This window comes from Aquisalimonas asiatica, from assembly GCF_900110585.1.
Lineage (GTDB): Bacteria > Pseudomonadota > Gammaproteobacteria > Nitrococcales > Aquisalimonadaceae > Aquisalimonas > Aquisalimonas asiatica.
The window spans coordinates 23,416-42,300 of the sequence record NZ_FOEG01000015.1 but is presented as its reverse complement, the minus strand read 5'-3'; the positions used below and the strand labels follow the sequence as shown (position 1 = coordinate 42,300).

Annotated in this window: 18 protein-coding genes; 8 read left to right on the top strand and 10 right to left on the bottom strand. The window is 65.7% G+C overall.

The features are described from left to right. The 5 genes from BMZ02_RS18300 to BMZ02_RS18280 form a co-directional block, all read right to left on the bottom strand. A partial coding sequence (locus BMZ02_RS18300; protein WP_216110952.1) for a hypothetical protein occupies positions 1–471 on the bottom strand: 471 nt, incomplete at its 3' end. Further along, entirely contained in the window at positions 465–2,627 is a 2,163-nt protein-coding gene (locus tag BMZ02_RS18295) for an alpha/beta hydrolase (RefSeq protein ID WP_171909996.1), read from the bottom strand. The genes BMZ02_RS18295 and BMZ02_RS18300, both read right to left, overlap by 7 nt. Before the next feature lie 29 nt (positions 2,628–2,656). Then, the gene (locus BMZ02_RS18290; RefSeq protein ID WP_091646483.1) at positions 2,657–4,708 is read right to left on the bottom strand and encodes a contractile injection system protein, VgrG/Pvc8 family; all 2,052 of its coding nucleotides are present in this window, start codon (positions 4,706–4,708) and stop codon (positions 2,657–2,659) included. 26 nt (positions 4,709–4,734) lie between these two features. After that, the gene (locus BMZ02_RS18285; protein ID WP_171909995.1) at positions 4,735–6,825 is read right to left on the bottom strand and encodes a type VI secretion system Vgr family protein; all 2,091 of its coding nucleotides are present in this window, start codon (positions 6,823–6,825) and stop codon (positions 4,735–4,737) included. Positions 6,826–7,068: 243 nt separating this feature from the next. Further along, positions 7,069–7,878: a hypothetical protein gene (locus tag BMZ02_RS18280; protein WP_139209270.1), complete on the bottom strand. Its 810-nt coding sequence runs from the start codon at positions 7,876–7,878 to the stop codon at positions 7,069–7,071. Between the two features lie 155 nt (positions 7,879–8,033). On the opposite strand from BMZ02_RS18280, the gene BMZ02_RS18275 reads away from it, so the two are divergent. The 5 genes from BMZ02_RS18275 to BMZ02_RS18255 all read left to right on the top strand — a co-directional run bounded on the left by BMZ02_RS18275 (position 8,034) and on the right by BMZ02_RS18255 (position 13,745). Beyond that, positions 8,034–8,639 carry a hypothetical protein gene (locus BMZ02_RS18275; protein WP_139209269.1) on the top strand — a complete coding sequence of 202 codons (606 nt, stop codon included), beginning with the start codon at positions 8,034–8,036 and terminating at the stop codon, positions 8,637–8,639. An 89-nt stretch (positions 8,640–8,728) separates the two neighbouring features. After that, positions 8,729–10,204: a metal-dependent hydrolase family protein gene (locus BMZ02_RS18270; RefSeq protein ID WP_091646476.1), complete on the top strand. Its 1,476-nt coding sequence runs from the start codon at positions 8,729–8,731 to the stop codon at positions 10,202–10,204. 65 nt (positions 10,205–10,269) lie between these two features. Continuing rightward, on the top strand, positions 10,270–11,895 hold the full coding sequence (locus tag BMZ02_RS18265) for a LuxR family transcriptional regulator (RefSeq protein WP_091646474.1): 1,626 nt from the start codon (positions 10,270–10,272) through the stop codon (positions 11,893–11,895). 174 nt (positions 11,896–12,069) lie between these two features. Next, positions 12,070–12,912, top strand: a complete 843-nt coding sequence (locus BMZ02_RS18260; protein ID WP_171909994.1) for an SDR family oxidoreductase — start codon at positions 12,070–12,072, stop codon at positions 12,910–12,912. Positions 12,913–13,244: 332 nt separating this feature from the next. Further along, positions 13,245–13,745 carry an ankyrin repeat domain-containing protein gene (locus tag BMZ02_RS18255; protein ID WP_171909993.1) on the top strand — a complete coding sequence of 167 codons (501 nt, stop codon included), beginning with the start codon at positions 13,245–13,247 and terminating at the stop codon, positions 13,743–13,745. 21 nt (positions 13,746–13,766) lie between these two features. Here BMZ02_RS18255 and BMZ02_RS18250 read toward each other — a convergent pair whose 3' ends face one another. Both BMZ02_RS18250 and BMZ02_RS18245 read right to left on the bottom strand, forming a co-directional pair. Beyond that, the gene (locus BMZ02_RS18250; RefSeq protein ID WP_091646469.1) at positions 13,767–14,129 is read right to left on the bottom strand and encodes a DUF1801 domain-containing protein; all 363 of its coding nucleotides are present in this window, start codon (positions 14,127–14,129) and stop codon (positions 13,767–13,769) included. 47 nt (positions 14,130–14,176) lie between these two features. Then, the gene (locus BMZ02_RS18245) at positions 14,177–14,524 is read right to left on the bottom strand and encodes a DUF2200 domain-containing protein (protein WP_091646468.1); all 348 of its coding nucleotides are present in this window, start codon (positions 14,522–14,524) and stop codon (positions 14,177–14,179) included. Between the two features lie 197 nt (positions 14,525–14,721). Here BMZ02_RS18245 and BMZ02_RS18240 point away from each other — a divergent pair, with 197 nt between their 5' ends. Further along, a complete protein-coding gene (locus BMZ02_RS18240; protein WP_091646466.1) occupies positions 14,722–15,147 on the top strand; it encodes a GNAT family N-acetyltransferase in 426 nt (141 codons plus the stop codon). A 25-nt stretch (positions 15,148–15,172) separates the two neighbouring features. Here the strand turns inward: BMZ02_RS18240 and BMZ02_RS18235 are convergent, their stop codons facing one another. Beyond that, entirely contained in the window at positions 15,173–15,661 is a 489-nt protein-coding gene (locus BMZ02_RS18235; protein ID WP_091646464.1) for a MarR family winged helix-turn-helix transcriptional regulator, read from the bottom strand. On the opposite strand from BMZ02_RS18235, the gene BMZ02_RS18230 reads away from it, so the two are divergent. Together BMZ02_RS18230 and BMZ02_RS18225 are read left to right on the top strand one after the other, a co-directional pair. After that, the gene (locus tag BMZ02_RS18230; RefSeq protein ID WP_216110950.1) at positions 15,653–16,729 is read left to right on the top strand and encodes a DMT family transporter; all 1,077 of its coding nucleotides are present in this window, start codon (positions 15,653–15,655) and stop codon (positions 16,727–16,729) included. The two genes, BMZ02_RS18235 and BMZ02_RS18230, sit on opposite strands and share 9 nt — an antisense overlap. Then, the gene (locus BMZ02_RS18225) at positions 16,698–17,339 is read left to right on the top strand and encodes an NAD(P)-dependent oxidoreductase (RefSeq protein WP_091646463.1); all 642 of its coding nucleotides are present in this window, start codon (positions 16,698–16,700) and stop codon (positions 17,337–17,339) included. Before BMZ02_RS18230 ends, BMZ02_RS18225 begins: the two co-directional genes overlap by 32 nt. A 207-nt stretch (positions 17,340–17,546) precedes the next feature. Here BMZ02_RS18225 and BMZ02_RS18220 read toward each other — a convergent pair whose 3' ends face one another. Both BMZ02_RS18220 and BMZ02_RS18215 read right to left on the bottom strand, forming a co-directional pair. After that, a complete protein-coding gene (locus BMZ02_RS18220) occupies positions 17,547–18,032 on the bottom strand; it encodes a VOC family protein (protein WP_091646461.1) in 486 nt (161 codons plus the stop codon). A 95-nt stretch (positions 18,033–18,127) separates the two neighbouring features. Beyond that, positions 18,128–18,583: a GNAT family N-acetyltransferase gene (locus tag BMZ02_RS18215; RefSeq protein ID WP_091646459.1), complete on the bottom strand. Its 456-nt coding sequence runs from the start codon at positions 18,581–18,583 to the stop codon at positions 18,128–18,130. Positions 18,584–18,885: the final 302 nt, after the last annotated feature.

Below are 18,885 nucleotides of genomic sequence, written 5' to 3'. Positions count from 1 at the left end.
CAAGGTTCCGCGAAACTTGCCGCCTGTACTGTCGGTTTTCAAAGCCGCCTTGTCCTCACCCCACCCCTTGAAGAGACGGAAGCCGGCGTCCGAAGCAAAATACGTCTCTAGATCCGAGCCCATCACGTGACCGTACGTCGGGAAGTGCTCGAACGACTCCAGCACCTCCCCGTCCACCGTCTGCACGTGCACCACGTCGTCCAGGTCCTGCCACAAGAACGTGTCGTCCCGCCCTGAAACGAAGTGTGCGGAGTAGATATTGGCGTTGCGGCTGATCACGCTGCGCTGGCGCTCCTCCGTGTCCCACAGGATCAACCGCCGGTTGTCGTGGGAGCTCACCACGTAGCGGCCGTCGTCCGAGACGCTCACCACCTGCGCCGGGCCGGGCTGGAGTAACGAACAGCCGGTTGCCAAAGACGCCACCAAAGCAACCAACACCCAAAGAACTTTTCTATTGGTCGTTATCACCATGCGCCGAATCCTGTGTACTTACTAAGTCTCGAGTTCCAGATCTCTTCCTGAAAAACCTTCGCAAAAAGGGTCTCGTCATTTCTTTCGAACCCCATCAACCCCTCCGGTACCCGCATGCCGCTGTGCTGGTGCAGCACATCTTTCTGGTCGAAATCGTCAAGTTGCGCATCAATCAGATCCAAATCGTCAAGCCCGCCACGGTCATCTGCGAAACCGCCATACCCCATAGCCGACCGAGGCGGATGGTTGACATGAAAGCGGTCGCGCCACAGGGCGTGCAGGGCATCACAGTAGGCCTTGGCCCTGGCTTCGGTGATCCGCTCGTCCAGGGCGACCGGGCTGAGCAGGTGGTATTCAGGCAGCAGGCCGGGCGTGGGTGCGCTGGCGTTGCGCGCCTCGTCCATCACGGCGTTGCGAAACCGGGACCACGCAGCCCGGACCTCCGGCCGGCGGGCGTAGTCATCGATGCGACGCTGATAATCGGCCCACCTGTCACGCGACATGGGAGCCGGCATCGTGTAGTGGGATCCCAGGTAAGGCTCCAGCAGCCGTCGAAACTCACTGTTCATGCTCATCCGCCAGCGGTGTTTAGGGTAGACGCCGCCGAGCATCCCGAGGACTCCCTCGCGCAGTGATCCGCTGCCGGGAACCGGCGCCTCGCCACCGAGGACGTTGTCGCCATTGGAGTGCAGTACCAGAAAACGCTCGGCCGCCCGGTGAGCGCGAGGAAACACGGCCGTGCCCAGCGGGCTGGGGTCGTCCGGATCGTCGCACTCGTTGTCCGGGGCTGGAGAGAGCGCGGTGTCGACCACGCGGCGCGGGTCGTCGGTATCGGCATGGACGTGCAGCGCGCTGAGCACCACGCGCGCGCCCAGTGAATGCCCCATGAGCGTGACGGCGACGCCGGCGTCGTGGAGCTGACGGAGCAGCGGCACCAGCCTGCGGCCGGCCACGACCGCGGCCGTCTGGGATTCCTTGAAGTTCCTGGTGCCGTTGTCACCGGTCCAGGTGACCCCGATACAGCGGGTGTAGCGCTCCCAGGGCCAGTCATCGTCGTTCTCGCCACCAAGCCCGGCCGCCCGGTTGAGGTTGTACTCCATGCACAGCAGCCAGCCCCAGGCCCCCTCACCGTTCAGTAGCTCGTTCGGGTCCATGTTCGGCTCGATGTTCACCATCTGCGGATAATCGATCGCCCGACGGAACGCCGGGAACCGATCCGCGAGGACGGAGTGGTCATAAGCAATGGGCCGGGCGACGTCGTCGTCGACCACTGCGGACCAGTGGCTTCGGTGCACACTGATGCGCTCGTCAAGCCTGTAGTCCCGATCCAGCTCGTTGATTCGCTTGGGCAGGCCACCATGTCCGACGTTGTAGCCATGCACAAAGATCACGGCGTTGCCCTGCGCCTGGAAGTACCGGAGTTCCTGATCGCTCAGGCGGTACGCGGGATCCGGGGCGTCCTCGGGATCAAGGCGCAGGTCGACCATGACTGGAGGCGGCAGGCAGCGGACCTTGAGCGGCTCGGACAGCGGGCCGTCGATCCGGAACACCACCGGCGTCCCGGGCAGCACGCGCACGTCACCCTCCACATCGTCGCCCACGACGCCGTAGATGGCCGCATCCACCCACGGCGCGTCGGTGGCGGCCGTGTCACGAACGGCCGACTCGCTGGGCAGCGCAACGCTGATCTCCATCTCCCCGCCGAAGGTCAGCTCGGGGAAGGCGACCTCGCCGGCGGCATCGGCAGTCGCCTCGAAGGTCACATCCGCCTCCCGGTCTCGCAGCAGGACGCGCGCACCGGCCCAGTCCGGCTGCCAGTCCGTCTCCGGTGAGGTCTCCAGGCGCAGCCGCAGCGGTTGCATGACCCGCGCCAGGGGCGACGGCGTGCGATTGCGTGTGCCCTGGACGCGCAGCCCGAAACGCAGGCCGGCCGCCTGCCCGCCACCCCGGGAGCAACCGCCACCGCCGTCGGGCAGGGTGACCTCGGCGACGTAGTCGGTCTGCCCGGACCGCAGCTCCACCTCCTTCTCCGTGATCGGATCGCCCCTGCGATCCCCGTTGCCGTCCACGCAGTAGACGGACACAGTCGCCACGTCGCCGTCCTCGGCGCGGCGGGCGCGAAAGCGCAGTTGCCGCGTCTCCTGAGGCCTGACCATTCTCTCCGGCTCCGTACCCGGCATCGCTGTCACCACTCCGTTGGTTCAATGTCCATGGCGCCTTCCGCGGCCACTTTGGTCAGATCCGCGCACTCCGATGGCTTGACCACCACCGGCTCGACCGGGATCGGCCCACCGGTGTTGTAGTCCACATCCCCCTGCATGACCAAGCTGCCGCTTGCCCGCAGGGTGACATCCCCACCCCACAAGGCCGTGCTGCCGCCGCTGTCCACCGACAGCCCCGCGGACCGGGATGCGTTGGTGAGGGTGATCGTCCCGCGGTGAGAGCGGAGGCGGATCGGGCCAGCAGCCTGGAGCTGCAGATCCCCGCCGAGCGTCTGCCAGACGCCGTCACCGCCGGAGAGACGGACCCGCGTGCCGGCCGCGCCACGCAGCGTCACGCCCTTGCCCGCGCGCAGCTGCAGTGCCCCGCCGCTGGCCACGCGCACCCCGGAACCACCCGTCAGGTTGATGGACTGCGCCGCGCGCACGTAGACGCCCGCCTCACCGGCCACGGTCACGCTCTCGTTTACGGTGAGCGTGTCGTCGCCGGCGACGTCGTCCCGGCGGTCACCACCGATGCGCTCGAGCAGATCGCCGCCACACTCCAGGTTCAACAAACCCTTCTCGCTGGCCAGCCGCACGAGATCACTCACGCGCTCGTCCTCCACCCGGAACTGGAGGCAGTTGTCCGCGCCCGGCGAATGCAGGGTGAGGTGCGTGTGCTCCGGCACGCGGACGCCGGCCGACGTGACCGTCAGACCCTGACCGGCCGCGGATACCCACGCCCCGTCGCGCCCCGTGGTGCGGGCGGCCTGATCGCGGCTCCTGGCGGTGGGCAGGACGCCGAGGATAACCGGGGCGTCCGGGTCGTGGTCCAGGCACGACACCAGCACACGGTTACCGCCCGCCAGGGGGGTGTACCAGCCCGACCGGCTGCTCCCCCGCCCGTTGAATGGCGTCACCCGCGGCAGCTCGCCCGAGGGCTGCTCATCCTGCGCCAGGCGAAGCCGGGCGCCGCCGCCCGGGTAGGCCTCGGGACCTCGGGTCGACCGGGATACGATCTCCGCGCTCATTGCCAATGGCCGCGCCACTTTGGGCGGCTCCGGCGGGCGGTAGATGCGTTCGTGGCCGTCGTCCCACTCCGGCACCGCCTCCAGGCTGACCCGATGGCCCCCGGGCACCTGTTCACCACTGCGATCAAGGTTCAGGCGGTGGTGTGTGTGAACAAGGAGATACGGGACATCAGGCCCGTCATCACTGGCGACTTTCAGCCGATCACCGGCGCTCAGGTCGGCCCTCGGGCCGGACGCCTGCAGGCGGCAGGTCGCCGCATCGGCGCGCTGGCGCCTCACGGTGCGCAGCCGCTGTGCATCCTCAAGCATCCGAGGCGCCACCGGGGCGGCGGGCGGCACCGCAAGCTGGCGCACGAGGGTGTGTCGATCGAGCCCGTGCGCCCCCGGCGCCGCAGACTGCGGCGACAACACGGCAGTCTGCGCGTGTAACGGGAAGTCCCGCGGGTCCTCCACGAACCGGATGCTCTCGTCGGCGCCGTCGCCCCAGGCGTAACAGACGCCGGCCCGCGCCAGCACGCGCTGCAGCAGATCAAGATCGCTCTCCTCGGCCTGCAGCAGGTGCCTGCGCCGTTCAAGGGTGTCGCCATACCACTCCATGGCCGGGGCGGGATAACCGGCCCGGTGCAGCAGATGGGCCACCAACTCCCGGTGCTCCACGGCGGTAAACAGGCGCGTGGCCCGCCCCCGGGCAAGCTGTGTGAGGCGGGGCTCGATGGTCAGCTCGAAATAGCGCCGCCCCGTCTGCGCGCAGTCACCGCCACGCAGCCAGGTGACCACACCCCCACGGCACCGCCGCCCCCAATCGCCGTTGCCCCACTCCAGGTGGGCCGGCTGCCCGATGACGTCGGTGCGGGCAGGCGCCTGCTCACCCTTGCCCACGACCACGTAGGCCCACGCCCGAAAGGGGCTGGACACCCACTCGCGCACATCCAGACGCTTGACCGGGAAAACGGTCTGGCCCAGCCACACGCGCCCCCACGGTTGCGACCACGGTGTATCTGCCATGACGGAACCTCCCTGTACCGTTACGTTCAGTTCTCGGCGATGTCGCTGGCCGTGAAGGTAATGCGGTCGCCACTGATGCTGACGTCCTGGCCGTCGAGCACCACGTCGCCGTTGCCGCAGATCCGCAGTCCGCCGCTCTGGCCGATGACGATATCGCCGTCGCCGGTGCTCACCAGCGCCAGATCGCCGTCCACTTCCAGGTCCAGCGCCCCGGCCTCGGCGATCATCGCGGCATCCCCCTCGGTGGCGCGCATGGTCAGGCCGCCACCGGCCTCCACACGCAGCTCACCCCCGGCGCTGATCTCGGCATCGCCTTCAACGGCTTCCTGGTGCAGGTCCCCCTCGTCCGTGGACAGCTCCAGCCGGTCGGACGCGCTCCACGTCACCGCGCCACGCTCGGCGCGGAGGGTATGATCGCCGACCACGCTGGCAACGTAATCGCCCTCCACCTCGACGCGCCGGTCGCCGCCGCTGCGCACGGTGAGATCGCCACCGCTGGTGAGCTCCATGCTGCCCTCTCCGGTGGTGAGGGCCACCCGCCGCTGCGACTCACTCTGTTCCATCACGAGACTGCCCGCCTCCTTGGCGGCGGTGAGGCTCAGCCGGGTTTTATCCGGCCTGTCGTCAAGGCAGAACGCATGGCCCGCGGGCGTTCGCAGCACATGGTGGTGGGGGTTTTCGGTGGTCACCGGTGGGCGCTGCCTGTCCGACGGAAGCGCCCCCAGAATCACCGGGCGCTCGCTGTCACCGTTCAGCCCCGCCATGGCGACCCTGGTTTTCGGCAGCAGCGGGAAATGCAGGCCGTAGTCCGCCCCACCGTATGGTTGCGCCATACGTACCGGCGGGCTGGCCTCGGCGGTGTCGGCGTCGCCCTCGTCCAGGGCCAGACGCACACGGTAGGCGCCTTCCTGATCCAGGTGGGCCTGCCCCGACTCTTTCCCCTCCACCTCGCCGACCAGCAGGCCGGCACCGGCCACTGGACGCTCCACCGGAGTGGCCCGATACGGCACGGCCACCGGGAGCAGCCGTGCGGTACAGCGGTAGGTGGGACGCCCAGCGCCCTCGCCTCCCTTCAGTGCCGCCGCCTGATCACCATGATGGCTGGCAGAGACAGTCACGTACTCGCCATTGACGGCATCGTCGGGGTGGCCGGAGAGCCGGATGCGCACGCCGGGCCCGAGGTGGCGGCACGCCGTCTCGATCTCCACGCCTTCGCGCTGGGCATCCCAGGCCGCGAGGTGCACGCCGGCGAGCGCGCGAGAGGCCTCGCGCCCGCCGCCACGCTGCCCGAACAACTCCACCCGGCCGGCGCCGCTGGTGCCCTCGACCAGGCCGGGCGCGTTGTCCCGGGGATGGGCGGGATCGAAATCGGCAACACGCACGCCGGCCGGTTGCAGCGCATCCCAGTAGCGCAATGCGTGCACGGTGTTGTCGCCGCCACGGACCTGGCCGCTCTGGCGCTGGTAGGTCAGATCGAGACACCCTTCCACCGCCTGGGCGAGATCGTCGTGGATAACTGCCACCGGACCGTCCGCTTCCTGGCGGACCAACAGCAGGAGCCCGTCCCGTGACAGCACACGCTGGACAAACACCGCGTCGGGCTCGTCGTTCTGCACCACCATGGGCTGTTGCGGGCACTCCCGCCCGACCTCGGCCTCCACCCGCACGCCGTCTGGCAGTGCGGCCTCAAGCACTTCAGTTGCAATCTCCGGTGCCGTGCGCTTGCGGAATACGCGGTGGTGCACCGCGTGGGTCAGCAGCCACAGCGGCGAGTGGAGGCGCAACCGCGCCTCATGGCCCAGATCCCCCTCGCCGATCTGCTCCACCGCCACAACCACGCCGTGGATCACCGAAGCCGCATCGCCCAGCCCCAGTGCCAGCCGAGCCGGTGCGCCGAGAAGTGCCCTGGCATCCAGTGGCTGGCGGCTCACAACCGCCACGTCAAACCGGTAATCCGCGTCCACCGCATGCTCATCACACGCCAGGGTTTCCACCTCCAGCGCGTCCGGGGAAAGATCGGGCAGCTCCAGCCGGAACTGTCTGTGGGGATGCGGGGCAACCAGCGGATCATCCGCCCCGCCCGCAACGCTCGTCACTTCCGCCTGACGTCCTGTCATCGCACACTCTCCCTGTGACACCACAATCCACCCGGCATGAACAGTCACGGGCCGAAAACGCGGCAACGTCAGGGGGCAAGCGGTAGGCGGGCATGGGCCCGGTGTGCTCGACATCCCTGTGCGCTGCGGCTGCTCCTGCCTCCCAACCGCTCCGTGGCCGGGTATCCTTTACCATGAATCTAGCGTCTCACAGGCTACGGTGCAAAGCCCGGGATACTCCCCCGGGCTGAAGCTCCTGCACCCTCAACGGACATCCGGCTCTGCGTTAGCCTCGTAGAACATCCCGTCTATTTCCTCTTCCAACGCCCGCAGCACGTCTTCTTCAGCGGTGTAGTACCCGACCATGGATACCCGCGGCACGCCCTCGGGGCTGACATCGATCAGCTTGGCGATGCGTTCCTCGAAACGCACATCGAACGCGGCTTCCGCCCGTGCGATCTGCCGCGCCAGCGCCGCGTCCAGCGCGTCGTCGTCGGCCGCCCCGGCCATCAGCGGCAGGACCACGTATCCCGGGCGCTGCGGCACACGGACGTTCAACCGCTCAAAGTGGGCGATCACCTCCGCCTCGGTAGCGGGTCGATACGACTCCGGCGATACCCGCGCCGACTCGTTCGACCGTGTGCCCTCCGACCGCTCCGGGACCCGGCCGGACACGCCACCCCCGACACCGACCGGCCCCGTGCGGGTGTCGTAATACTCAACACTGATATGGTCCGGGGGCTGACGCATGCTCGCAACGAACGCGGCGTCCATAAGCAGTTCCAGTTGCGCCTGGGTGTACGGCAACGCTCCGCCGGTAAACTCCGTGGCCAGAGACAGGAACTCGTAGGCACCATCCTGCCGCACAGGCCCCATGAGCTCGCGGACCTCCTGGCGGTCGAGGCGCTCACCGGTCGCGGCGTTGTGGAAGGCAATGCCGAGATGCTCCGGCTCGACCCCGGTGTTGGCTGTGAGCAGATGATCGAGGATGGTCGCGTAGTCCGCGCCGGAGATCAGCAATTCGACCCCACCCAGCGCCGTGAGTGGCCGATCGTCATCGCCTGATGCAGACACGACAGTCGCCGCCGAACCCAGCGTCGCCGCCAGGCACACCCCCATTACCCGCTTTCTCACCGTGTGCACCCTCGATTGTGTGTTTCGATCAAGTTTCCATTATCTTATCCCTCCGGTCCATTGAGCGACCCGCCCATTCACCTGAGGACACGTCATTGCATGCCACTCGTCTCGCCCTGGTCACCCTGTCCATAGCCCTGCTCGCCGGCTGCGCCACCACCTCCCACCCTCTTGGAATGACTGAGGATGAATGGGCGCGACTGAGCCCGGAGCAGCAACTGGACGCACGACAACACCAGGCCGAGCTGGACCAGGAGGAGCGGGCGCGGCGTGCCGAGGCCGCCCGCCTGGCCGCGGAGCAGGAACGACTGGAACAGGACCGCCGCGAAGCGCGCCTGCGCGACGCCGGGCCGGGCGAAGTGGTGCACTGCGTGCTGCAGGATGCCGAGGGCTACCTGGGCGGCGACTGGCGTACCGCCGAACCCGTCGGCTTCGCCGTGCTGCGGGGCGACACCAAAGTCATCGACATTCCGGAGATAGACCGCAGCACCCGCCGCGTCCAGGCCGAAGCCCGTTACAACGGCGCGCAGGTCGAACTCTGCCGGCCCAACCGCAACACCTGCACCACCCTGGCGGCGACGCCAAATCAACTGCAGCGCGGCGTGGAGCGCCACATCGACCTGGAGCGCGTGGCCCGCGGCACGCTCTATTGCGACACGCCGGCCCATCGCACCAGAACGCGCCACCGTACCTCGGACTGAGCAGGCAGCGGCGTGGCACGCCGCCCGACTTACGCCAATACTTAGCTTCTGTGACGAGCCCGCTGGGGGCTACGACGGGGAGCGAAACCATGGCGGCATCAGCGCACGCGTGTTGTGGTCAGGCGCACGGGTTCGAGTGCCTATGTGGTCACCCCCGGGTCCAGGCGGGGTTCCGACGCCTGGAGATGGACATCCAGCGCCGGATGGTCCTGGGCGGCATGGCTGCAGCCGTCGGCCTTTACGCCGGCTTCGGCACCTCGCCCCTTCTAATGGCAGAGGCTCCCAAACGCGATCCACGCCCCCTGCTCCTCACCAACCTGCGCCTGTTCGATGGCCACCGCCTGGAACTGCAGCAGGGGCGCGCCGTGCTGGTGGGAGGCGACCGGATCAAGGACGTCATCGCCGCCGACGCCGCCCCCGAGAACGTGCGCCGGATCGACTGCCAGGGGCACGTACTGATGCCGGGGCTGATCGACGCCCACTGGCACTCGACACTGTGCGGGGTGTCGCAGGTGACGGCCATGACCGCCGACATCGCCTACGTGCACCTGGTGGCCGCCCGTGAGGCCGAACGAACGCTGCTGCGGGGGTTCACAACCGTGCGCGACGTGGGCGGGCCCGCATTTGCGCTGAAGCAGGCGATCGACGAAGGCGTGATGGCCGGGCCGCGCATCTTCCCGGCCGGGGCAATGATCAGCCAGACCTCCGGGCATGGCGATTTCCGCCTGCTCAACGAGCTACCGAGGGCGGGAGACGGGGATCTCTCGTACACGGAAAGGGCCGGCGTCGCCGCCATTGCCGACGGTGGCGACGCCGTGCTCCGACGGACGCGTGAACAGCTCATGCGCGGCGCCAGCCAGATCAAGCTCATGGCCGGCGGCGGCGTGGCATCCCCCTACGATCCACTGGATTCCGCCCAGTTCACCGAGCAGGAACTGCGCGCGGCCGTGGATGCCGCCTCCGACTGGGGCACCTACGTGACCGTCCACGTGTATACCCCCGGGGGCATTCAGCGTGCCATTCGTGCCGGTGTGCGTTGCATCGAGCACGGCCAGCTCGCGGATGAAGAGACCGTGCGCATGATGGCGGACCACGACATCTGGTGGAGCCTGCAACCATTCCTCCAGGACGAGGACGCCAACGTCTACCCCGACGCTGCCCGCCAGGCGCTGCAGGCGGAAGTCGCCGAAGGCACGGAGCGCGCTTTCGAGCTGGCCGACAAGCACAACGTGCGCACCGGGTTCGGCACCGACATCCTCATGAGCCCGGGCAAGACCGAGTCACAGGGCCGGCAGCTGGCCAAACTCACGCGCTGGATGGAGCCGTTATCCGTGCTGCGCAAGGCAACCGCCGGGAACGGCGAGCTGCTCGCCCTCTCTGGCGACCGCGCGCCCTATGAGGGCAAGCTCGGCGTCATCGAGCCGGGCGCCCTCGCCGACCTGCTGCTGGTAGACGGCAACCCCGAGGAAGACCTCACGTTTCTGGACACCCCCGATACCTCACTTAAGCTGATCCTCAAGGGCGGAGGCATTCACGCCAACAGACTGGATGGCGACGCGGCGTGATGCGTGTCAGCGCACCGGGCGCAGGCACTCGCTCTTGACCGAACGGGCTGATATCGGAGGCTGCCATGTCAGGCGCCGACCCGGACGAACCGTTACGCCGCGCTGAGGAGGCCCTGCAGCAGAGTAACTGGGCGAGGGCCCGCGCCACATTCAAGGAAGCGTTGAAGGCCCGGGAAAGTGCGCAAGCCTACGAAGGCCTGAGCTGGGCCGCACTGGCCATGGATGCGGGTGATGAAGTGCTATGGGCCCGGCAGAACGCCTACCGGCTGTACCGCAATCAGAACGACCCCGTCAGCGCCGCACGCATGGCCATGTGGGCCGGCAAGGACCACGAGGATTTTCGTGGCGAACTGGCGGTCGCCCGCGGGTGGAGGCAACGTGCACATCGCCTGCTGCGGGACCACCCGATGGTGCCGGAACACGGCTGGCTCGCGTTGTTCGATTGCTGGGCCTCCCTCAGCCACGACGAGGACCCTGACCATGTGGGGCGGTGCACCCGCACCGCTTTGACTGTCTCGGAGGCTTGCGACGACCCCGACCTCGGCATCCTTGCACTGGCCATGGAAGGGCTGGCGCTCATGAGTGACGGCCGGATTGATGACGGCATGCAACGGCTTGACGAAGCGGCGGCCGCAGTGCTCGGTGGAGAGCTACGACAGCCGATCTGGGAACTGCCCGTCCTCTGCTGGCTTATCTTCGCCTGCGAACGGGCCCGCGATTTCCACCGTGCCGCTGAATGGTGCGAGATGATGCGCGACGCCGCCGAGCGGCTCGAGCACACGGCCAGCCAGGGGATATGCCGCGCTCATTACGCGACGCTCCTGACCTGCCGCGGCCACTGGCAGGAGGCGGAGTCCACCCTGAGCGAGGCTGCGGCCTGCTTTCAGGTCAGCTGGCCACCACAAACGGCCGAGACCACCATTCGCCTGGGGGACTTGCGCCGCCGCCAGGGCTATCTGGACGAAGCTGAAGCACTGATGCTGCCGCACGAATGGCATCCACTGGCGATGCTTGGTCTGGCCGAGGTGGCCGTGGATCGCGGACACCTTGAGGATGCCGCCGAGCGGGTCGCAACCGTCCTGCGCCATATCCCTGCGAGCAACCGCCTTGGCCGTGCCGCCGCTCTGGAGCTTCAGGTACGCATCGACGCCGCCAACCGTGACCATGCACGTGCGGCCAGGGCCACCGATGAACTCAAGGCCATCGCCTCGGCCGCCGGTACGGGCCCCCTTCAGGGGGCGGCGTGCTTTGCCGCTGGCGTCCTCTCCCGAGCATCGGGTGATATGCAGCATGCCCTTGTCTGTCTCGAAGATGCGGTGGCCGCCTACGAGCGGACCGGCACCCCCTTTGAGGCCGCCCGGGCCCGCCTGGAACTCGCCGAAGTGCTCACCGCCCTGGAGCGCCCGAAGCGTGCCCGGGCCGAGACAGCCAGCGCACGGCGCACCCTGGAACGCCTGGGCGCCCGCGGCCGGCTTGAGCAGCCCTCCACCTCCAAACCACCGCCGCTCACGCCGCGACAGGCCGAGATTCTTCGGCTGGTCGGACAGGGCATGAGTGACGCGGAGATTGCCTCCGCGCTGGGCATCAGCACGCATACCGTGCACCGGCATGTCGCCAACATCCTGCTGCGCCTGAACGCCCCAACGCGCGCCGCGGCCGCAACACAAGCCGCCACCGCCGGCCTCATCTGACCCGTCCATGGCCCGAACAGGCCATCCCCCGAATTGTGCTTCATGGCCCGTCTGCGCGAAGCGCCGGTGCGCCCATCACCGCTAGCCTCGGGCTCAACGGCTTCCCGTTCGGCCGAAGTCGTTGACCTGACACCGTTGCCCATCGCAGGCAACGCAACCGCAAGGAGATTCCTCATGATTCTTGTAACAGGCGCATCCGGAACGATCGGCTCCGAGCTGCTGAGAGAGCTGGTAAGAAAAGGTGAACCCGTGCGCGCAGCGGTCCATGTCCGGCCACTGGACGCCGACGGCGTGGAGACCTGCAACATCGACTACGATCGCCCCGAGACGTTGTCGCCGGCGCTCGAAGGAGTGGACTCGCTGTTTCTGCTGTCCCAGCAGGTTACCCACGAGAAGCCCATGGTCGACGCCGCCCGGGAGGCTGGAGTCAGGCGCATCGTCTACGTCTCGTCCTTCGGGGCGGACAGGGATACCTTCATCGTCGGCCAACTGCACCGGGAGATCGAGCTGCGCATTCAGGAGACCGGCATGGTCTGGACGTTTCTGCGTCCCAACTACCTGATGCAGAACTTCATCACCCTCATGGGCCATGACATCCGCAACGAGGACGCCTTCTACGACTCCATCGGTGATGCCCGAGTAAGCCGGATCGACACACGCGACGTCAGCCACGTTGCTGCCCGGGTGCTGACCGAGTCCGGCCATGACAACCGCGCCTACGAGCTCAGCGGCCCCGAGGCCATCACCCACCACCACGCGGCCGAGGTGCTGTCCGAGGTGCTGGGGCGACGCATCCGGTACGTGGAACTGGACGATGACAGCTTCCGGCGCCGGTTGATTGCCCAGGGCGTACCGGAAGACTTCGCCGGCTTTGTCGAAGACGTCAATCGCCGTAACCGAAACGGCGAAACCCACGACGACGTGATCACCGACAACGTCCGGAACATCCTGGGCCGGGAGCCGACGACGTTCTTGAGGTTCTGCCAGGATTACGCACCAACCTTTGGAGGAAGGTGAGGCCTGCGCCGACCTCGCCCGGCCATGCGCGCCCGTTCGGCGGGGCGAGGTCGGCGACTTGCTCGAGTAGCACCGAGAAGATCCAGCGCAACCCAGATGCGTTCGAGGTATCCTGACCGCGCCGGGAATGACTCCCAGCCCCTGACAACGGATCCGCTCGGGGATGCGGCTCCCTCAACAAACGCGTGTAGGTATACATCATGGACAGATGTCAGTCGTTTTCTTCAATATCCGGCCCAATACTCCTGGTTGCGGCCCTTCTTGTTTCCGTAAATGCGTCGGCAAGCCCCTGCGAGGGTTTACCTGAGACGGCTCCCAAAGAAGCCGCAGACATGATCGAGCACTCCGACGGAGACGACCGGCTCTACGACAAAAGCATCATCTACTACGCGGCCATACGCGGTGATGCATCGAAAATTGCCGAGTGGACCGAGGACGCGGACTGGTCGGATCTGGATCCGGAAATAATGAGCGGTGCTGTCATCGCCGGGCATCCAGACGTTGTTTCAGCACTACTTGAGTCTGGCGCGTCACCCGACTGGCAGGATGCGACCGGAATGACTCCGCTACTAGCCGCAGCATCGTGCAAACGCCACGAAATCATGACGTTACTGATTCAGGCCGGAGCCGACCTCCAGAAACCGAACGAGGACGGGCTTGATCCAATGCTGCAAGCAATCACCCTCAGGGACGGCAAGGCGGTGAAACTGCTTCTTGACGCAGGCTTCGACCTGCATCAGTCGGAGCTGGAGAATGGATACACCCCCATGGATGTTGCCTTGATGGCGGAGGATGAGCAGGTTATCGATCGACTCTCCGAACATCTGCGGTAGTGAAGGCGCTGACCACCCGCGTTACTGACCCCGCCGCGCCGCCTCGTAAGCAGCCCGCACATACTCACCCACGCGCTTCGCGGAAATATCGTCAGCCCCTCGCAGCTTGATGTGGCGGCGGTGTTTTCCGCCGCCCTCAAGCACGTGGTGCGGGTCGGGCAGTCTGGCGCCCTCACTGAACTCCAGCGAGACATGATGCGCGTAGGCGAAAACACCGCAGAAATGCGAATGCACGGAGAAAAGAACGCCGCCATACTTCACTTCCTCGGACACATCCGGACCGGCTGACAGGACCAGCTCGCGCACCCGCAACATGATCGCGTGCTGCGCCTCGCCCAGATGGCGAACATCGTCCAGAAGCGTCTCGACCTGCTCCGTTGTCATAGTTGCTCTCCTTCGCTTATGACGTCACGATCGTCGTCCGATTACCCTCACCGCAGAATCTTCTCCATTGCCTTCCCTTTTGCAAGCTCATCAATCAGCTTGTCGAGGTAGCGTATTTTCCGCATCAGCGGATCTTCAACATCTTCCACGCGAACGCCACATACGACGCCTTTGATCAGCGGGGCATGCGGATGGAATGCGGGCGCCTCGGCAAAGAAGGTCTCGACATCGATGCCCTTCTCGACCTGCTCCGCCAACCCTGACCGGGTATACCCCGTTAGCCAGCATACAACCTCGTCGACCTCGTCTTGCATGCGGTTCTTTCGTTCCGCCTTCTGCAGATAGGCGCTATAAATCCTGGCAAACGGCATCGCGAAAATCCTGTGCTGCGTCATCACCGCCCTCCCTCGGCCGCTCATGGCAAGGTCTGCCTACGGTGAAGCAAAGACGCGCCCGACCGAAAAGTCCAGCCGGCCTCGCAGATCTTCACACCGAGGTGCCACGTTGGACGTGTCGGCTACACTGCCCAGGTTCGAGAGAACCTCAAGCGGCACGACACGCTGATCGATGTGTACAGCAAAGGAGAAGGAACATGATCCGCCGCTTCCGGCCCGACGATCTCGACGCAATCATCCAGATCTGGCTCGACGCCTCCATCGCAGCCCATCACTTCATCGATCCGGCGTTCTGGCATGCTCGGGCAGACGACATGCGCGAGATCTACATCCCTGGCTCTGACACGTATGTGGAGACGGCCGACGAAACCATCCGCGGCTTCTTTTCTCTCCACGAGAAACAGCTTGCGGCGCTGTTCGTCGCGCCCGGCCACCAGGGCCTTGGCATCGGCCGACGCCTCCTACAGGAAGCCCTGCGGCATTGCCCCGACCTGACCCTCGATGTCTACAAGCAGAACGCCAACGGAATCGGGTTCTACGAGCGCTGCGGCTTCAGGGCCGTGTCGGAGAAGGTCGATGAACACACCGGGCACGAGGAACTGGTAATGGCGCGGCGCCTGTAGCTGATGCCAATGCTGCCATGCGGGGTCAGCTTTGCTCCAGGCCGTGCAGGAACTGTCTCAGCAGATCGTCGAGTTGAGCGCGCTGCTCGTCGGTGAGGACAGCGACCAGTTCCGCTTGAGCCTCGACATGGGCGGTGACCGCCTGATCGATGAGTTCGTGGCCTTGCGCAGTGAGGGAAATCAGGAAGCCACGACCGTCATCCGGGTTCCTGATGCGCTCAACCAGCCCCGCCTTCACCAGTTGATCAACACGGTGCGTCACGGTGCCCGAAGTCACCATGGTGGACGCCATCAGGTCTCCGGGTGACAGCGCATACGGTGAGCCCGATCGCTGCAGAGTGGCCAGAACATCGAAACTCGCACCGCTCAGGCCGTGCGCCGACCACGTCTTCTCCAATCCCCGAGTGAGTAGTTGAGACAACAGCTTGATCCGCCCGATCGTACCCATCGGGGAGACTTCAAGATCGGGCCGTTCCTGCCTCCACTGCGCGAGAATCTTGTCTACATGGTCCATTTCCGTAGCCTGCCACGGCTTTATCTTGACATCAAGATTTCACCCACCTATCTTGAATTCAAGATAATTTTGGAGTCCGAACCGGTGATGAAGCTGGCAACAAACGCATTCGAACATCAACGCGTGTGGCTCGCTCCGCTACTAAGCCTTCTGGCCGGAGGAGCGCTTCTGGGTCTTTCCACGAATCTGGCGAAGATCGCAGGTGAGGCGCATCTGCCACCATTGACCTTTCTGTTCTGGGCGATCCTTGGTGCAACCCTGATCCTGCTCACCGTCGCTGCGTTCCGCCGGGAGCTGCCACCCGTCAGTGCCCGCACCCTTGAGTACTATGCGGTATCGGCCGTGACAGGCGTCGCCGGCTCCAATCTGGTCTTCTTTTCGGCGGTGCCCCACGTCGGAGCCAGCTTTGTCGCTCTGATCATCTCGCTGCCACCGCTGCTCACCTACATCGGCGCGCTGGCCCTCTCAATGGAGCGCTTCCAGACTGTTCGCGCCACGGGCGTGGCGGCGGCTCTGGCAGGAGCCAGTGTGCTGGCGGCCGGTAAGCTGTCCGCGCCCGATGCCGATACCTTCTGGATCCTCCTCGCGCTTCTCGGACCGGTTCTGCTGGCCATCGGCAACCTCTACCGAACACTGCGCTGGCCCAAAGGCACGTCCGCCGGGGCGCTCGCACCAGGGATGCTGGTTGCCGCCTCGCTGATGCTGCTGACCGCCGGCTTCCTGCCTGGCTTTGCGCTCCCGCTCCCCACGGAGAACAGCCTGTCGCTCGCCCTGATCGCCCTGCAATCGGTCGTCTTCGCCGGGATGTTCCTGCTGTTGTTCCTGTTGCAGAGAACAGGTGGACCGGTACTGCTCAGCCTGTTGGGGTCTGTCGGCGCTGTCGTCGCGGTGCCAGTCGCAATATTCCTGCAGGGCGAAGCACCGCCCGAAGGCCTGCTCGTCGGCGCCGGCCTTATCGCCACCGGAGTCGCCCTGCTCACTCTTGGCCACACCAGGCGTGAACAATCACCCCCTACGGACACGAAAGAGGTTACAAATGAATATCACCATACTCGGCGCCACGGGTAGTGTCGGCAAACGCATCGTGGATGAGGCACTGGCGCGAGGACATGAAGTCACTGCCGTGTCCAGAACGCAGGCAAAGCCAGGCGCATTTCCCGATGGCGTGACCCCCTACGCCGCAGATGTACGCGATCAGCGGCAACTCGTCCCCGCGATGGAGGGGCAGGATCTGGCCATCAGTGCGCTGCGTCCTCCGGAAGGGCTTGAGGACAGCCTGGTTCCACTCACCCGCGCGGTACTCGAAAGTGCAGCAAGCGCAGGCGTGCGGACCCTCGTCGTTGGCGGTGCGGCACGACTGCTGGTGCCCGGGCGCGAAGGCGAAACCGTGTTGAGTTCGCCGGACTTCCTTCCCGCGTCCGCGATCGCAATAGCGCGCGCCTGTCAGGCGCAATACGAACACTGCCTGCGTGAAACGGGTGTTGACTGGACCTATCTCTCGCCACCCGCAATGCTGGAACCGGGGAAGCGTACGGGACGCTATCGCCTTGGCACCGACACCCTGATAACGAATGAAAATGGCATGTCCCGGATTTCAATGGAAGATTTCGCGGTGGCCCTTCTCGATGAAGCGGAGACACCGAGGCACAGCCGACGCGCTATCACGGTTGGCTATTAGGCGGGGCCAACCGCCTTGGGGTATCGCCTCAACCGGTGTCCACACGGCCCCGGGCATTCGCTGGTCTCTATGCCCGGGCGAAAGCCATGATCTCCTTCGACAACGCGTCAGGCTTCTCTTCAATCACGAGGTGGCCTGCGCCATCAATCACGCGAAGGGCTGAGCCCGGGGATCAAGGTTGGTGCAGTCATCGCGGGGTGCCCGTCGTCATCCGCGTAGCGCGGCCTCGATGGCAGCAACGTCGATCTTCTTCATCTGCATCATGGCACCGAAGGCGCGCTTTGCCGCAGCCGGGTCGGGGTGGGCGATGGCCTCGGTCAGGACGACGGGCGTGATCTGCCAGGACAGACCCCACTTGTCTTTACACCAGCCACACTGGCTCTCCTCGCCACCGTTGCCGACGATCGCATTCCAATAGCGGTCAGTCTCGGCCTGATCCGTGGTTGCGACCTGAAACGAAAACGCCTCGCTGTGCGTAAAGGCGCTGCCGCCGTTGATGCCGAGACACGGGATGCCCATCACCGTGAACGCCACGGTGAGCACGTCCCCTGCCTTGCCCGACGGGTAATCGCCCGGCGCACGGTGGATCGCACCGACGTATGAGTCCGGAAAGGTATCGGCGTAGAAGCGTGCGGCCTCTTCGGCGCCGTGTTCGTACCAGAGGCATACCGTGTTCTTTGCCGGGGTTGTCATGCCGTTCTCCTGTTCAGCTCTCCAATGACACCCCGTTGTCGAACGCCAGGCGAGCAAATCGACAGGGCGTCACGGAGAACCTCAGGTCCGGCAGCTCACTCCTGCTTCCACTGATACATGATGAAGTCGCTCGGGCCGCCGGTGTAGCGGTCGTAGAACTGCCGGCCACGCGCATTGAAGTGCTGGGTGACCCAGCGGACCGCCGGCCAGCCGCGCTCCTCGGCCAACGCACGCACGCCCTCGAGCAACGCATCCGCCGCGCCGCTGCCGCGGGCTTGCGGAGCAACGTACATGTCGTCGAGGAAACCGATGTCGCAGCCGCCCAGGGGCCGCGGACAACTGCGGACATGGGCGAGGCCGACGATCCGGCCGGTTTCGTCACGCACCACCAACCCCTCGAGGACATGGCCCGGATCCCGCAGCCAGCGCCAGACTCGATCAGCGATGGCATCGTCCATCGGCACCCCGTAGAAATCGGCGTAGCCGTTGAACAGCACGCGCCAGTCGTCCTTGTCCTCGTCGGCAACAAAGGTGATCCGGTAGTTGGTCATGGGTCGCTCCCGCGTTGTTCCTGTCCGCTGAGACTGTTCAACCTACAACTAACCGGCGCGAGGCACGAGCGCCCATGCATCCCGTTGCCTCCCTAATTTTGAGTGACGTTTTCACACCTGGAAACATCACCTCCGCAGGCTGGAACATGACTTCATGCTGCACAAGAACCTTCTTGCACCCCTGTCAAAACATTAAAACTCATGCGCTTATGACCACCCCACATGAAAAGGGTGAGTTTTCAGGAGCTGAACAGCCCAGCGCGCAACGGCTTATGTAGATACGGGCTACAAGAAAACGTTTG

Bases quoted from the DNA above. Each gene is read 5' to 3' on its own strand.
- BMZ02_RS18235 (WP_091646464.1), bottom strand. From the start codon at position 15,661: ATGGACCATGTAGACAAGATTCTCGCGCAGTGGAGGCAGGAACGGCCC.
- BMZ02_RS18260 (WP_171909994.1), top strand. From the start codon at position 12,070: ATGATTCTTGTAACAGGCGCATCCGGAACGATCGGCTCCGAGCTGCTG.
- BMZ02_RS18215 (WP_091646459.1), bottom strand. From the start codon at position 18,583: ATGACCAACTACCGGATCACCTTTGTTGCCGACGAGGACAAGGACGAC.
- BMZ02_RS18245 (WP_091646468.1), bottom strand. From the start codon at position 14,524: ATGACGCAGCACAGGATTTTCGCGATGCCGTTTGCCAGGATTTATAGC.
- BMZ02_RS18270 (WP_091646476.1), top strand. From the start codon at position 8,729: ATGGCGGCATCAGCGCACGCGTGTTGTGGTCAGGCGCACGGGTTCGAG.
- BMZ02_RS18265 (WP_091646474.1), top strand. From the start codon at position 10,270: ATGTCAGGCGCCGACCCGGACGAACCGTTACGCCGCGCTGAGGAGGCC.
- BMZ02_RS18250 (WP_091646469.1), bottom strand. From the start codon at position 14,129: ATGACAACGGAGCAGGTCGAGACGCTTCTGGACGATGTTCGCCATCTG.
- BMZ02_RS18225 (WP_091646463.1), top strand. From the start codon at position 16,698: ATGAATATCACCATACTCGGCGCCACGGGTAGTGTCGGCAAACGCATC.
- BMZ02_RS18230 (WP_216110950.1), top strand. From the start codon at position 15,653: ATGGTCCATTTCCGTAGCCTGCCACGGCTTTATCTTGACATCAAGATT.
- BMZ02_RS18240 (WP_091646466.1), top strand. From the start codon at position 14,722: ATGATCCGCCGCTTCCGGCCCGACGATCTCGACGCAATCATCCAGATC.
- BMZ02_RS18295 (WP_171909996.1), bottom strand. From the start codon at position 2,627: ATGGTCAGGCCTCAGGAGACGCGGCAACTGCGCTTTCGCGCCCGCCGC.
- BMZ02_RS18290 (WP_091646483.1), bottom strand. From the start codon at position 4,708: ATGGCAGATACACCGTGGTCGCAACCGTGGGGGCGCGTGTGGCTGGGC.
- BMZ02_RS18255 (WP_171909993.1), top strand. From the start codon at position 13,245: ATGATCGAGCACTCCGACGGAGACGACCGGCTCTACGACAAAAGCATC.
- BMZ02_RS18220 (WP_091646461.1), bottom strand. From the start codon at position 18,032: ATGACAACCCCGGCAAAGAACACGGTATGCCTCTGGTACGAACACGGC.
- BMZ02_RS18285 (WP_171909995.1), bottom strand. From the start codon at position 6,825: ATGACAGGACGTCAGGCGGAAGTGACGAGCGTTGCGGGCGGGGCGGAT.